General features: G+C 70.3%; 15 protein-coding genes. 11 read left to right on the top strand and 4 right to left on the bottom strand.

Features of this window, described 5'->3' with window-relative positions; genetic code table 11:
* Positions 1 to 272 precede the first annotated feature (272 nt).
* Positions 273 to 1,058, top strand: a complete 786-nt coding sequence (locus ACZ4TO_RS07990) for a hypothetical protein (protein WP_468023717.1) — start codon at positions 273 to 275, stop codon at positions 1,056 to 1,058.
* On the opposite strand, the gene ACZ4TO_RS07985 is transcribed toward ACZ4TO_RS07990, so the two are convergent.
* Both ACZ4TO_RS07985 and ACZ4TO_RS07980 read right to left on the bottom strand, forming a co-directional pair.
* Entirely contained in the window at positions 982 to 2,301 is a 1,320-nt protein-coding gene (locus tag ACZ4TO_RS07985; protein WP_385040725.1) for a D-arabinono-1,4-lactone oxidase, read from the bottom strand. The two genes, ACZ4TO_RS07990 and ACZ4TO_RS07985, sit on opposite strands and share 77 nt — an antisense overlap.
* The gene (locus ACZ4TO_RS07980; protein WP_382794090.1) at positions 2,261 to 3,499 is read right to left on the bottom strand and encodes an MFS transporter; all 1,239 of its coding nucleotides are present in this window, start codon (positions 3,497 to 3,499) and stop codon (positions 2,261 to 2,263) included. Before ACZ4TO_RS07980 ends, ACZ4TO_RS07985 begins: the two co-directional genes overlap by 41 nt.
* A gap of 322 nt (positions 3,500 to 3,821) precedes the next feature.
* On the opposite strand from ACZ4TO_RS07980, the gene ACZ4TO_RS07975 reads away from it, so the two are divergent.
* Together ACZ4TO_RS07975 and ACZ4TO_RS07970 are read left to right on the top strand one after the other, a co-directional pair.
* Entirely contained in the window at positions 3,822 to 4,949 is a 1,128-nt protein-coding gene (locus tag ACZ4TO_RS07975; RefSeq protein WP_468023716.1) for a ferrochelatase, read from the top strand.
* Positions 4,950 to 4,957: 8 nt separating this feature from the next.
* Positions 4,958 to 5,773 (top strand): inositol monophosphatase family protein, encoded by an 816-nt coding sequence (locus ACZ4TO_RS07970; RefSeq protein ID WP_382794084.1) that lies wholly within the window; start codon positions 4,958 to 4,960, stop codon positions 5,771 to 5,773.
* A gap of 88 nt (positions 5,774 to 5,861) precedes the next feature.
* On the opposite strand, the gene ACZ4TO_RS07965 is transcribed toward ACZ4TO_RS07970, so the two are convergent.
* Complete coding sequence (locus ACZ4TO_RS07965) at positions 5,862 to 6,035, bottom strand: hypothetical protein (protein ID WP_382794082.1); 174 nt, start codon at positions 6,033 to 6,035, stop codon at positions 5,862 to 5,864.
* A 415-nt stretch (positions 6,036 to 6,450) separates the two neighbouring features.
* Here ACZ4TO_RS07965 and ACZ4TO_RS07960 point away from each other — a divergent pair, with 415 nt between their 5' ends.
* The 4 genes from ACZ4TO_RS07960 (at position 6,451) to ACZ4TO_RS07945 (ending at position 9,959) form a co-directional block, all read left to right on the top strand.
* Positions 6,451 to 7,104 (top strand): response regulator transcription factor, encoded by a 654-nt coding sequence (locus ACZ4TO_RS07960; protein WP_355766483.1) that lies wholly within the window; start codon positions 6,451 to 6,453, stop codon positions 7,102 to 7,104.
* A 6-nt stretch (positions 7,105 to 7,110) separates the two neighbouring features.
* Entirely contained in the window at positions 7,111 to 8,343 is a 1,233-nt protein-coding gene (locus tag ACZ4TO_RS07955; protein ID WP_382794079.1) for a sensor histidine kinase, read from the top strand.
* A 394-nt stretch (positions 8,344 to 8,737) separates the two neighbouring features.
* Positions 8,738 to 9,034, top strand: a complete 297-nt coding sequence (locus ACZ4TO_RS07950; RefSeq protein WP_003997302.1) for a DUF4193 domain-containing protein — start codon at positions 8,738 to 8,740, stop codon at positions 9,032 to 9,034.
* A 13-nt stretch (positions 9,035 to 9,047) separates the two neighbouring features.
* Entirely contained in the window at positions 9,048 to 9,959 is a 912-nt protein-coding gene (locus ACZ4TO_RS07945; RefSeq protein ID WP_382794076.1) for a hypothetical protein, read from the top strand.
* A 102-nt stretch (positions 9,960 to 10,061) separates the two neighbouring features.
* On the opposite strand, the gene ACZ4TO_RS07940 is transcribed toward ACZ4TO_RS07945, so the two are convergent.
* A complete protein-coding gene (locus ACZ4TO_RS07940; protein ID WP_385040737.1) occupies positions 10,062 to 10,538 on the bottom strand; it encodes a DUF3093 domain-containing protein in 477 nt (158 codons plus the stop codon).
* A 58-nt stretch (positions 10,539 to 10,596) separates the two neighbouring features.
* On the opposite strand from ACZ4TO_RS07940, the gene ACZ4TO_RS07935 reads away from it, so the two are divergent.
* The 4 genes from ACZ4TO_RS07935 (at position 10,597) to ACZ4TO_RS07920 (ending at position 13,973) form a co-directional block, all read left to right on the top strand.
* A complete protein-coding gene (locus ACZ4TO_RS07935) occupies positions 10,597 to 11,181 on the top strand; it encodes a PaaI family thioesterase (RefSeq protein ID WP_382794070.1) in 585 nt (194 codons plus the stop codon).
* A 44-nt stretch (positions 11,182 to 11,225) separates the two neighbouring features.
* Positions 11,226 to 11,717: a dUTP diphosphatase gene (dut, locus tag ACZ4TO_RS07930; protein WP_382794367.1), complete on the top strand. Its 492-nt coding sequence runs from the start codon at positions 11,226 to 11,228 to the stop codon at positions 11,715 to 11,717.
* Between the two features lies 1 nt (position 11,718).
* Complete coding sequence (locus ACZ4TO_RS07925) at positions 11,719 to 12,483, top strand: DUF3710 domain-containing protein (RefSeq protein WP_382794068.1); 765 nt, start codon at positions 11,719 to 11,721, stop codon at positions 12,481 to 12,483.
* Between the two features lie 269 nt (positions 12,484 to 12,752).
* Positions 12,753 to 13,973 carry an alginate lyase family protein gene (locus tag ACZ4TO_RS07920; protein WP_468023715.1) on the top strand — a complete coding sequence of 407 codons (1,221 nt, stop codon included), beginning with the start codon at positions 12,753 to 12,755 and terminating at the stop codon, positions 13,971 to 13,973.
* Positions 13,974 to 14,258: the final 285 nt, after the last annotated feature.

Below are 14,258 nucleotides of genomic sequence, written 5' to 3'. Positions count from 1 at the left end.
CTCCCGGTGGTCCTGCAAGGCCCCGGACACCCTGGCGGGAGTCCGGACCCAGGGCTCGCAACAGTACTCCATTCGGGCCACTTGCGTGGATCGGCACGCCGCCCAACTTCGAGCGGGGGGTGCTAGTTGGCCGATCCCGGCGCCCTTTCGGCGGTCGGCGGACGTGGCGCACTTCACGTAATCGGCAGAAACGGAACTTATCGTTTCGCCTGTACGTCCCTTTCTCGTACGATCGGTCGATCAAGTACGGGAAAGGCAGGCAGAGTCCGGGAATGCGTGAGAAGCCGGAAGTCGGCGGCGAGCAGCCGGGTGCCGACGTGGAACCGAGGAAGAGGCGGCTGGACCTGAGCGTCCCCCAGGTGGCGGGGAGCGCGGTCGCCGCGGTGGTGGCGGCGAAACTCGCGTCCTACTTCGGTGTCTACGGGACGATCCTGGGCGCCGGACTGGTCAGCGTCGTCGCCACCTGCGGGGGAACGGTCTTCCAGCACTTTTTCAAGCGCACCGGTGAACAGCTCCGTGACGCGAAGGTGCAGCCGAAACCGAGGTCCCGGCCGCTGCCCGGTCACCCCGGCGAGTTCACCGAGGGGACCCTCTACCGCGCGCGGGTCAGGAGCTGGAAGAGGCCGCTGGTCGCGACCGCTCTCGTGTTCGGCGTCACGATGGCCGGAATCACCACGTACGAAATGGTCTCGGGCCAGAGCTTCAGCGGCGACGGCACCAGCACGACGGTCGGCGACGCCTTCAAGGGGCACTCGTCCGGCTCGGGGAACGGCGAGCCGGACCCGGCACCTTCGACCGGGTCCTCGCCGTCCTCGCCGGCGGACTCCCCGGACGCGCCGGCACCGTCCGCGGACGGTGGCGGATCGGGTGACACGGGCGGCGACGGCACCGGCCCGTCCACGGCGCCGACCCCGGGCGACGGCACGTCGGCCGAACCGGAGACGGGGAACGGCACCCCGACCCCCGCACCGAGCGCGACCGCTACGACCCCAGAACCCTCCGCAAGTAGTCGTTCGCAAAGCGCCGGTCCGGATCGAGTCGATCCCTCAACGCCGTGAACTCGCCGAAGCGGGGGTAGGCCTGGGAGAAGTACTCCGCGTCGCGCGTGTGCACCTTGCCCCAGTGCGGCCGCCCCTCGTGCGCGGTGAAGATCCGCTCGGCCGCGGTGAAGTACGCCTGGTACGGGGTGCCCCTGAACATGTGGACGGCGATGTACGCGCTGTCCCGGCCGGACGCCGTGGAGAGCGTGATGTCGTCTGCGGGCGCCGTCCGCACCTCCACGGGGAAGCTCACCCGCAGGTCCGAGGCGTCGACCATCGCCTTCAGCTCACGCAGCGTCTCGACCAGGGCCTCGCGCGGCACCGCGTACTCCATCTCCACGAACCGCACGCGGCGCGGCGAGGTGAAGACCTTGTACGGGATGTCGGTGTAGGTCCGCGCGGACAGCACGCGGCTGGAGAATCCGGCGATCGAGGGGATGGCCGCGGGGACGGCCCGGCCGAGCAGATTGGCCACCTGGAAGGCGCCGTTGGAGAGGAACTCGTCCTCGATCCAGCCGCGGACGGGGCCGACCGGGTTCTCGGGGCCCGCGCTGCGGTTGTTGCGCTTGGTGTTGCAGTTGCCGGTGTGCGGGAACCAGTAGAACTCGAAGTGCTCGTTCTCGGCGAAGAGTTCGTCGAAATCGGCGGTGACCTTGTCGAAGGTCATCGGCTCCTCGCGGGCCGTGAGCAGGAAGATGGGCTCCACGGCGAAGGTGATCGCGGTGACGATGCCCAGGGCGCCGATCCCGACGCGGGCCGACGCGAAGATCTCCGGGTTCTCGCTCGCGGAGCAGGACAGCACGGAGCCGTCCGCCGTCACCAGCTCCAGGCCCGTGATCTGGGCGGCGATCGAGGCCGAGTCGCGCCCGGTGCCGTGCGTTCCGGTGCTGGTCGCCCCCGACACCGTCTGCTCCATGATGTCGCCCATGTTGGTGAGCGACAGACCCTCACGCGCCAGGGCCATGTTGAGCCTCTTGAGCGGGGTGCCCGCCTCGACCGTGACCGTCATGGCCGCACGGTCGATCTTGCGTATCCCGGTCAACAGTTGAGGGCGGATCAATACGCCGTCGGTCGCGGCGGCGGCCGTGAAGGAGTGCCCGGTGCCCACGGCCTTCACCGTCAGACCGTCCTCGGCCGCCTTCCGTACGGCGGCGGAGAGTTCGTCCACCGAGGCAGGGGTGACCTCCCGGGCGGGAAGGGCGGTGACGTTGCCCGCCCAGTTACGCCACGTGCCGCTCTTCTCGCTCACTGCGGTGCTCATGAGACCCTCCCCGCTGCAGAACCGGCCTGCTGAGCCGGCGGTACCCGAGGAAACCGACCGCGACCGCGACGGCCCCGGACACGGCCGGAACCCCGTACCCGGCTTTCGCGCCGGCGGAGTCGATCACCCAGCCGGCCACGGAGGAACCGAGCGCGACCCCGACAGCGAGTCCTGTACTCACCCAGGTCATGCCTTCGGTCAGTTTCGCGCGAGGTACGTGCTGTTCGATGAGGGACATCGTCGTGATCATCGTGGGAGCGATGGACAGGCCCGCAACGAACAGCGCCACGGCCAGGAACGGCAAGTTTCCGACCAGTAGGAGGGGGATCATACTCACGGCCATCGCGCATATGCCCAGCAGCCACCTGCGTTCCGCCGCCCCCTTGAACTGCAGCAGCCCGAAGACGGCTCCGGCGAGGCAGGAGCCTGCCGCGTAGAGGGCCAGGACGATGCTCGCGGCACCCTTGTGACCCTGCTCCTCGGCGAAGGCGACGGTGACGACGTCGACGGCTCCGAAGATCGTCCCGGTCGCCACGAACGTGGCCACGAGGACCTGGAGCCCCGCCGAGCGGAGCGCCGAGCCGCCGCCGTGCTGTCCGCGCGGATGCGGCTGGGGCTCGGTGGCGCGCTGGGAGGTCAGCCAGAAGACCCCGGCCGAGAGGAAACAGGCGGCGAGCAGCGGTCCGGCCTCCGGGAACCACACCGTGGACAGGCCGATGGAGATGATCGGTCCGAAGATGAAGCAGATCTCGTCCACCACGGACTCCAGCGAGTACGCGGTGTGCAGTTGCGGGGTGCCTCCGTAGAGGGCCGCCCAGCGGGCGCGGATCATCGCGCCGATGCTCGGGACGCAGCCGATGCCGGCCGCGCACACGAACAGGACCCAGTCCGGCCATCCGTAGTGCGCGGCGGCCAGCAGGCCGCCGGCCGCCACGAGCGCGAAGAGCGTCACCGGGCGCAGGACCCGCCGCTGGCCGTGCCGGTCCACCATGCGCGAGACCTGCGGTCCCATCGCCGCGGCCGCCAGCGCGATGGTCGCCGAGAGGGCGCCCGCGAGGCCGTAGCGCCCGGTGAGCTGGGAGATCATCGTGACGACGCCGATGCCCATCATGGACAGCGGCATCCGGCCGAGCAGGCCCGCGGCGGAGAAGCTCTTCGAGCCGGGGGCGGCGAACAGGGCGCGGTACGGGCTGGGCACGAAGATCTCCGTCGGCTCGGCGCGGCGCCTCCCGGTCACCACGGGCGGTCCACGCTCGGTAAGGCATGAAGATGGTCGATACAACTTACTGGTTAGGTAACCCTAACGCAGCCCCGCGTACCCGTCCGACCGTTTGTCCGGGCAGACAGCCGCCCGGAGACGCGCTCCCGCCGTCCGCGCCGCCGCCGCCCGCCCGAGGACGCGCTCCTGACGTCCGCGCCCCGGTCGCCCACCCGGCACGCGCCCACCCGCTCCGCCGCCGTCGCCCGCTCGTCACCCCGCCGGTTATCGCCCGTCAGGGACGGGTGGCAGGATCGGACCCATGCCAGACGTGCTCGATGCCACCCCCTACGACGCCCTGCTCCTGCTCTCGTTCGGCGGTCCGGAGGGCCCGGACGACGTGGTCCCCTTCCTGGAGAACGTGACACGGGGCAGAGGCATCCCCAAGGAACGCCTCAAGGAGGTCGGGCAGCACTACTTCCTGTTCGACGGGATCAGCCCCATCAACGACCAGAACCGCGCGCTCCTCGACGCACTGCGCAAGGACTTCGCGGAGCACGGTCTTGATCTGCCGGTCTACTGGGGCAACCGCAACTGGGCGCCGTACCTGACCGACACGCTGCGCGAGATGACCGCGGACGGGCGGCGCCGGATCCTGGTGCTGGCCACCAGCGCGTACGCCTCGTACTCGGGCTGCCGGCAGTACCGCGAGGATCTGGCGGGCGCGCTGGCCGTCCTGGAGGGGGAGGGTCTGGAGCTCCCGAGGGTCGACAAGTTGCGGCACTACTTCAACCATCCCGGGTTCGTCGAGCCGATGACCGAGGGTGTCCTCAGGTCGCTCGCGGAGCTGCCCGCGGACGTCCGTCAGGACGCGCACCTGGTGTTCACCACGCATTCGATCCCGGTCGCCGCCGCGGACACCTCCGGCCCGGTGGAGGGCCACGGCGACGGCGGCGCCTACGTCCGCCAGCACCTGGACGTGGCCCGGCTGATCGCGGACGCGGTGCGCGAGGAGACCGGCACCGACCACCCGTGGAAGCTCGTGTACCAGTCGCGCTCCGGGGCCCCGCACATCCCGTGGCTGGAGCCGGACATCTGCGACCACCTGGAGGAGCTGCACGGGGCGGGAGCCCCGGCGGCGGTGATGGTGCCGATCGGGTTCGTCTCGGACCACATGGAGGTCCTGTACGACCTGGACACCGAGGCACGGGCGAAGGCCCTGGAGCTGGGGCTGCCGGTGAGCCGTTCCGCCACGGTGGGCTCCGATCCCCGCTTCGCCGCGGCGGTCCGGGAACTGGTGCTGGAGCGCGCCGCGGCCGAGAGCGGCCGCCAGGTGACACGGTGTGCCCTGGGCACGCTGGGCGCCGGTCACGACCTGTGCCCGGTGGGCTGCTGTCCGGCCCGTACGCCCAAGCCCGCCGCCGCGGGCGCCGACAGCCCCTACGCATGAGGAGCCACGTGACCGACCCCCTGCACACCGAACTCCTCCAGCTCGCGCACGAGGCCGCACGCCGCGCGGGTGAACTGCTGCGCGACGGCCGCCCGGCGGACCTCGCCGTCGCCGCCACGAAGTCCAGCCCGATCGACGTCGTCACCGAGATGGACATCGCCGCCGAGAAGCTGATCACCAAGCTGATCGCCGAGCACCGCCCCGAGGACGGCTTCCTCGGCGAGGAGGGCGCCGCCACCGAGGGCACCAGCGGCGTCCGCTGGATCGTGGACCCGCTCGACGGCACGGTCAACTACCTGTACGGGCTGCCGACCTGGGCGGTGTCCATCGCGGCCGAGCAGGACGGCGAGACCGTCGTCGGCGTGGTGGCGGCACCCATGCGCGGCGAGACGTACCACGCGGTACGCGGCCGGGGCGCCCGGGCGTCCGGGGCCTGGGTCGGCGAACGCCGGCTGGCCTGCCGCCCGTCCCCGCCACTGGACCAGGCACTCGTCTCGACCGGCTTCAACTACGTGACCGAGGTCAAGACCCATCAGGCCGACGTGGCCCAGCGGCTCATCCCGCTGGTGCGCGACATCCGGCGCTCCGGTTCGGCGGCGGTCGACCTGTGCGACGTCGCGGCCGGCCGCCTCGACGGCTACTACGAACGCGGTCTGCACCCCTGGGACCTCGCGGCGGGGGACCTGATCGCCCGGGAGGCGGGCGCGGTGACCGGTGGACGCCCCGGAGAGCGCCCCGCGGGCCATCTCGCGGTGGCGGCCTCCCCTGGCGTCTTCGAGCCCCTCCAGCGGCTCCTGGAGGACTTCGGGGCCTGGCACGACTGACCCCACCCCTCGGGACGGCCGAGCGCGGGAACGGGAGCGGGGCCCCGGCACTGGATCGATACCGGGGCCCCGCTCTCGTACGTGCTGATCAGACGCGTGTGGCGCCGACCTCCACACCGTGCTCGGCGGCAAGGCGGTGCAGGTCGTCCAGCTCGGCCTGCTCGACCTCCGCGAGGAAGTCGTCGCCCGTCTCGCGAGCGCGGGTCAGGTCGGTCTCGGTCGCCCTTATGCGCTGCAGAAGTCCTGTGGTGAATGCGTCCATGCTGCGCCCCCTCGTCCTGGGTCGTGGGTCGGGTGGCACGGGGGTGTGCCGATGGGAAGGGGCGATCACGTCTCCGAATGGGGTGCCCAGCGCTGCCCGCTCTGGGCGGCGACAGTGCCGGACACCCACGCCCGCTCTGCGGAAGCGGTTGGACGTACCACAATGTGGCTTGCCACATGCAGAGCGTGATCGCGGGGTGTAAAGCCGTCCTCCCCCCGCTCTCTTCCGTGGAAACCTCAACCCGACGAGAAAATCTCGCATTCCCGGTCCGCCGGACGCGCTTCTCTGGCGCCTCCCCCGCCTTACAGCCGGTTTATGGCCGAAACGGGCAGGATGGAGCCCTCATCCGTGACGGACCTGCCCGCGTGGTGCGCCGAGACGTGCCCCGCCGGTGGACAGAGGAAGGACAAGCGACGTGCGTGTACTCGTCGTCGAGGACGAGCAGTTGCTCGCCGATGCGGTGGCCACCGGACTGCGCCGGGAGGCCATGGCCGTCGACGTCGTGTACGACGGCGCGGCCGCGCTGGAGCGCATCGGGGTCAACGACTACGACGTGGTCGTCCTGGACCGCGACCTCCCGCTCGTGCACGGCGACGACGTCTGCCGGAAGATCGTCGAGCTCGGCATGCCCACGCGCGTGCTGATGCTGACCGCGTCCGGCGACGTCAGCGACCGCGTCGAGGGCCTGGAGATCGGTGCCGACGACTACCTCCCCAAGCCGTTCGCGTTCAGCGAGCTGACCGCACGCGTGCGTGCCCTCGGGCGCCGTACGAGCGTGCCGCTGCCGCCCGTCCTGGAGCGCGCCGGGATCAAGCTCGACCCCAACCGCCGCGAGGTCTTCCGCGACGGCAGGGAGGTCCAGCTCGCTCCCAAGGAGTTCGCCGTCCTGGAGGTGCTGCTGCGCAGCGAGGGCGCCGTCGTCTCCGCGGAGCAGCTCCTGGAGAAGGCCTGGGACGAGAACACGGACCCGTTCACCAACGTCGTGCGCGTAACCGTCATGACGCTGCGGCGCAAGCTTGGCGAGCCCGCCGTGATCGTCACCGTGCCCGGCTCCGGGTACAGGATCTGATCGAAGGTGGCCACCACACCCGCGCCGCCCGCGGCGCCTCCGAAACCCACCTGGGACCCCAGAAGGGCGGAACCGCCCTTCCCGTGGCTGCGCCCGACGATCCGTATACGCCTCACGCTGCTGTACGGCGGCATGTTCCTGATCGCCGGCATCATGCTGCTGTCGATCATCTACCTACTCGCGGCGCAGGCGCTGAACGTCGGCAGCGAACTCCCCTTCAAGATCATTTCCGGCCAGGTCGGCAGCAGCACCTGCAACCTGCCTTCGGCCCCCACCGCGGACCAGCTCAACCGCGCGATGGCCGACTGCGTGAACCAGCAGCGCCAGCACGCCCTCGACGACCTGCTCAGCCGCTCCCTGCTCGCCCTGCTCGGCCTCGCGGTCATCGCCTTCGCGTTCGGCTACGCGATGGCGGGCCGAGTCCTCTCGCCGCTCGGCCACATCACCCGCACCGCGCGCGCGGTGGCCGGCTCCGACCTGTCCCGGCGGATCGAGCTGGACGGCCCGGACGACGAGCTCAAGGAGCTCGCGGACACCTTCGACGACATGCTGGAGCGGCTGCAGCGGGCCTTCACCGCCCAGCAGCGGTTCGTCGGGAACGCCTCCCACGAACTGCGCACCCCCCTCGCGATCAACCGCACGCTCCTGGAGGTGCACCTCTCGGGACCCGGGGTGCCCACCGAGATGCAGCAGCTCGGCAAGACGCTGCTTGCCACGAACGAGCGCAGCGAACAGCTCGTCGAGGGCCTGCTGCTGCTCGCCCGCAGCGACAACCAGATCATCGAGCGCAAGCCGGTCGACCTGGCCGAGGTCGCCTCCCAGGCCATCGACCAGGTGCACGCCGAGGCGGAGGCCAAGGGCGTGGAGATCCGCGGTCGGTGCGCCCCGGTGGTTGTCCAGGGCAACGGCGTCCTGCTGGAGCGGATCGCCCTGAACCTCGTCCAGAACGCCGTCCGGTACAACGTGCCGCAGGACGGCTGGGTCGAGGTCACGACCGCCACGGAACACGGCCGGGCGGTCCTGGAGGTGTCGAACACGGGACCGGTCGTTCCCGCGTACGAGGTCGACAATCTTTTCGAACCCTTCCGGCGGCTGCGCACGGAGCGCACGGGCAGCGACAAGGGAGTGGGCCTTGGCCTGTCGATCGTCCGGTCGGTGGCCCGTGCACACGGTGGTCACATCGTCGCCCGGCCCCGGGAAGGGGGTGGCCTCGTGATGCGCGTCACGCTCCCCATCTGAGACCATGTCGCGGACACGCGGCGATGTTCGCTTTGCGCGGAATTTTCGGGTCACCCACCCGAGTGACCCGTGTGTGATCGATCACAAGGGCGATTTTAGGTCCATCTACTCTCCGTGATCATGCGGACTGCCGGAAAGCCGGGAAAATCCGGGTTTTCGGGGGTCCTGATCACGGGAAGTACACGGTGGGGCGCCTTTGAAGTGCGACCTTGGGACCGTGTACGGTCCGCATCGCCATCCAAGCCGATCACTCTTGATGAGTCCGGTTGGGTGTCGATTGAGTAACAGACCTTGATGTGAGGCAAAATCTCCGCCTCGGGTCGGGCACAAGTCCGGCCTCTCACGCGTTACGTGCGCTGGAGACACCGCAGACACCCAGAGGGGGAGAGCGACAATGGCAACGGATTACGACACCCCGCGCAAGACCGACGACGACGTCGACTCGGACAGCCTTGAAGAACTGAAGGCTCGCCGGAACGACAAGTCGACCTCGTCCGTCGACGTAGATGAGTTCGAGGCCGCCGAAGGCCTGGAACTGCCCGGTGCGGACCTCTCGAACGAGGAGCTGGCCGTCCGGGTGCTGCCGAAGCAGCAGGACGAGTTCACCTGCATGAGCTGCTTCCTTGTGCACCACCGCAGCCAGCTGGCCCGCGAGAAGAACGGTCAGCCGATCTGCCGCGACTGCGACTGAGGCAGGGTCGGCCGTGAAAGGCTCGACCCCACCTTGGAAGCGCCGCCTCCCCTCCAGGGCGGCGGACGAAGGGCCCCTCAAGGGCCCTGAAGGCGTGCGTGACGACGAGCGGGGCTCTTCCGAACAGGGATCAGCCTCGCTCGACCGAGCGGCCGCCACAGACGGCCTGACGGCCCCCACGGACGATCCCTCGCCCGTGGCCAGGGGTCGCGTCGAGGCCGTCCGGAACGGGGTCAAGAGGGGCGTCACGAGAAGTGGCGTCCGGGCCAGGGCGGGCCTCGCGTATGTCACCGACCGCATCATCGACATCGCCCCACGGGTTCCCGTGAGGGACCTGGCCACCCTCCGCGGACAGTTCCCGGGCCTCGGCCCCGAGGAGATCGCGGACAAGCTCGTCGCGGGCGCCGCCGCCGCGACGTCCACCGTCGGCGCCGGCATCGGCGCCGCCGCCATGCTGCCGGTGCCGCCCGCCATGCCCACGGAGCTGGCCGCCGAGATCACCGCCGTGGCCGCGATCGAGCTCAAGCTGATCGCCGAACTCCACGAGGTCTACGGCCTGCGTCCGCAGGGCAACCTCAAAGAGCGCAGCACGGCCTACCTGCACTCCTGGTCGGGCGAGCGCGGTATCGACGTGGCCAAGCCCATGACGATCAACGCCGCGCTGGGCGGCCAGATGAAGCGCGAGCTGCGCCAGCAGATCATGAAGCGGACGGTCCGGGACCTGCCCAACCTGATGCCGTTCATGGTCGGAGCGGCCGTGGGCGCGGTCATGAACCGCCGCGACACCAAGCGCGTGGCCGGCCACATCCGCAAGGACCTGCGCAAGATGCAGGTGCCGTGGGACGCCCTCCCGCAACTGCCGCCGCTGGAGAAGCCGACGGACCCGGTGCCGATCGGAGAGATCCCGACAGACCTGGGGGAGTGACGCCATCTCGCGCGGGCGCAGGCGCCCGCGCGTCCGTCCGCGCGCCCGCTCGCACCCGCCCGGCGGACCATGCCGCCGGCTCGGGTGCCCGCCGCGGCCGGCTCAGCTCTCGGCGGTCCGGACCGACTCGCGCGCCGTCTCCAGGGCGGCGGCCAGACGCTCCGGCTCCCGGGTGGACAGATACAGGTAGGGCGTCGGGTCCGCCGGGTCCGTGACCTGGACGCGCAGCGCGGTGGGGATGTACGAGCGCAGGAGCATGAAGGCACGCGTGTCGGCCTTGTACGTGCGCCAGGCGCGCGCTTCCTCCGGGTCCATGATCTCCGCGTCCCCGAGGGCCGACACCGGGATCCGGGCGTCCCCGGCGATCAGCGCGTCGCCGACCACGCGGATGCGGATCGAGCCGTACGCGCTGGCCGCGACCGCCGCGACGGCGGTGCCGCCGACGAGCGCTCCGAGCATCGGCAGGGTGCCGAACGGGAGGAAGATCAGGGCCATCGCGAGCCCGACCAGGAAGCTGATCACCCACCACGACCGGGGTGCGGTGAGGCGTTCTTCGTACGGGGATGCCGAGAGCTGCATGACGTCAAGCTTGGCACGGTGCGAAGACTCGGTGGACGCGCGGGTAAGGTCTGCGGCTGTGAGTGGTACTTCCGCAGCTCTGACGCCTCCCGCCGACGCCGTGGCGCCGGTGCGGCACCCCGACGCGCCCGCCCCCGGAGAGCTCCTCGGAGCACACTACGAACACTGTTTCGGGTGTGGTGGAGCGCAGCCCCACGGGCTCCATCTGGAGGCCCGCGCGGGGGAGGGCGTCACGATCACGGCGGAGTTCACCGTGCGCCCCGTCCACCAGGGCGCCCCGGGCCTCGCGCACGGTGGTGTCCTCGCCACCGCGCTCGACGAGACGCTCGGCTCGCTGAACTGGCTGCTGCGGACGATCGCCGTGACGGGACGCCTGGAGACCGACTTCCTTCGCCCCGTCCCCGTCGACACGGTCCTGTATCTGGAGGCCGAGGTCACCGCGGTGGCCGGCCGGAAGATCTACTGCACCGCCACCGGGCGGATCGGCGGCCCCGAGGGCCCCGTCGCCGTCCGCGCGGACGCCCTTTTCGTCGAGGTGAAGGTTGACCACTTCATCGACAACGGCCGCCCGGAGGAGATCCGTGCGGCGATGAGCGACCCGGACCAGATCCGGCGAGCCCGTGCCTTCGAGGTGAACCCGTGACCCGTAGCCCGGGGGCCGACGAGCCCCGCCCGGACGTCCCTGTGATGATCAGGCGCGTCGATCCGGAAGTCCCGCTTCCCGAGTACGCGCACCCCGGTGACGCCGGAGCCGATCTGCGCACCACCGAGAGCCGCGAGCTGAAGCCCGGTGAACGGGCGGTGCTGCCGACGGGCGTGGCCATCGCGCTGCCCGAGGGGTACGCGGCCTTCGTGCACCCGCGCTCGGGCCTCGCCGCCCGCTGCGGCGTCGCCCTCGTGAATGCCCCGGGGACGGTTGATGCCGGGTACCGTGGGGAGATCAAGGTGATCGTGGTGAATCTCGATCCGCGCGAGTCGGTGCGGTTCGAGCGCTTCGACCGGATTGCTCAACTGGTCGTCCAGCAGGTCGAGAAGGTCCGCTTCCAGGAGGTCGCGGAACTTCCCGACTCGGCGCGGGCCGCAGGGGGCTTCGGGTCCACCGGCGGTCATGCCGCCGTGGACAGCACAACGGGTGGGAATCGATACGCTTCGGTCGTATCCGACCGGGAAGGACAGTGACGTGTTCGGACGTCGCAAGAAGGGCAGTGCCGCCGAGGACGCGGCGGGCGAGGCCGAGCAGGTCGTCGACAGCGTCGACACTGAGGCGGACGAGGACGTGGAGCGCGGGCGTGTGAGGCTCGAACCCGAGCCGCGCCCCGACGGGCCCTGGGACAGTGCGGAGGTCCGTGACCCGGCCGAGGGCCGGGTGGACCTCGGTGGTCTGTTCGTGCCCGGGGTCGACGGCATGGAACTGCGGGTCGAGGTCGCGGGCGACGCGATCGTCGCCGCGACCGTCGTCGTCAACGACAGCGCCGTGCAGCTCCAGGCCTTCGCCGCTCCCAAGCGCGAGGGCATCTGGGGCGAGGTGCGCGAGGAGATCGCCTCCGGGATCACCCAGCAGGGCGGTGTCATCGACGAGGTCGAGGGCCCGCTGGGCTGGGAGCTGCGGGCACAGGTGCCGGTCCAGCTCCCGGACGGCACGGGTGGTTTCCAGGTCGTGCGGTTCGTCGGCGTGGACGGTCCCCGCTGGTTCCTGCGTGGAGTGATCTCCGGGCAGGGCGCGGTGCAGCCGCAGGCCGCGGGCCTGCTGGAGCAGATCTTCCGGGACACGGTCGTCGTCCGCGGTGAGGGCCCGATGGCTCCCCGCGACCCGATCGTCCTGAAGCTGCCGAACGACGCGCAGATGGTCCCCGAGGGTGTTCAGCAGGAGGACCAGGGCGGCTCCCGCTTCTCCGGCGGCATGGGACAGCTCCAGCGTGGACCGGAGATCACGGAAGTCCGCTAGACGGACACGGGCCCACCGAGGGCCGCAGGAAGAGCCGAGCAGACAGAAAAGGGCCGCATCCCCCGGGATGCGGCCCTTTCCCGTGCCCGGACGATCTCAGGGGTGCCCGTGCGCACCGGTCCACCCGCGTTCTCGTACGTGAACTGCGGTTGAGCAGCGGCTCTTTCTTCAGGTCTTGACGGAAGTCTGGTCCATACCTATGGTCACCGGCCAGCGCACCATGTTCAGCATCCCGTGTGTAGTTCACATACAAGAATGGATGGCTCTGCATGTCCGACACCCCCACTCGGCATCACCGCCGACGGCGTCCGGCCTTCCTCCTCACCGTCGCCGCCGCGACCGCCGCACTCGTCGGCACCCTCCTGGCCTGGCCGGGCGCCCACCCGGCCGACGCGGCGCCCGCCGCCTTCGTCCACCCCGGAGTCGCCGTCTCCAAGGGACAGCTCGACTTCGCCCGGACCCAGGTCCTGGCCGGCGCCCAGCCCTGGAAGGGCGCCTACGACCAGATGATGGCGAGCAAGTACGCCTCGCTCACGCGCACCCCCGCGCCCCGCGCGACCGTCGAGTGCGGCTCGTACTCCAACCCCAACTACGGCTGCACGGACGAGCGCGAGGACGCGATCGCCGCGTACACCGACGCCCTCGCCTGGTACATCACCCGCGACGACCGGTACGCCAAGAAGTCCATCGAGCTGATGGACGCCTGGTCGGCGGTGATCAAGTCCCACACGAACAGCAACGCACCCCTGCAGACGGGCTGGGCGGGCTCCTCCTGGCCCAAGGCCGCCGAGATCATCAAGTACACGTACACCGGCACCTGGGCCAACTCCGGCCGCTTCGCGAACATGTTCCGCGACGTCTACCTGCCCGAGATCATCAACGGCTCCAACTCCAACGGGAACTGGGAGCTGTCGATGATGGAGGCCGCCGTCGGCATCTCCGTCTTCCTGGACGACAAGACGTCGTACGACAAGGCCATGGCGAAGTTCCGGACGCGCACCGCGGCCTACGTCTACCTCTCCACCGACGGCGCCGTGCCGAAGACCGTGCCCAGCCAGAACCTCGACACCACCGCGAAGATCGTCGGCTACTGGCAGGGGCAGTCCACCTTCGTCACCGGCCTCACCCAGGAGACCTGCCGCGACTTCACCCACACCGGGTACGGCATCTCGGCCATCTCGCACGTCGCCGAGACCAGCCGCATCCAGGGGCAGGACCTGTACGGCACCGACGTCGGCGAGCGGCTGCGCCAGGCGCTCGGCTTCCAGTCGAAGTACCAGCTCGGTACGGCCGTGCCGAGCTGGCTGTGCGGCGGCTCGCTGAACCTCGGGCTCGGCCCGGTCACCGAGGTCGGCTACAACGCCCTGCACAACCGCCTGGGCATCGCTATGACCAACACCCAGGCACTCACCCAGCAGAACCGCCCGGCCGGCAGCAACAACCTCTTCGTGGCGTGGGAGACGCTCACGCACGGCGACAATCCCGCGTGAACCGATTCCGGGGTCCCGTCCGATGAGGGGATGAAGGACCGGGCGTCCGGCCGGGACACCGGCGCCCGGTCCACGGAGATCACGGGAATCACAGGGATCGCAGGGATCACGGGGAGAGAACATGAGCCAGACCGAGACCGAGACCGAGACCGGCACCACATCCGTCACCACCGCCATCGCTCGCGGGGCATCAGAGTTGCGTCAAGGACGTTCCCCGGCGGGCCGCTCGTCCCCTTTGCCGGGAATCCTGGCCGTAAGGTCGACGCTGCGTACACAGCGGTGACA

This window comes from Streptomyces sp. NPDC028298 (genome assembly GCF_055565895.1).
This window is presented reverse-complemented; position numbering and strand designations above follow the sequence as displayed.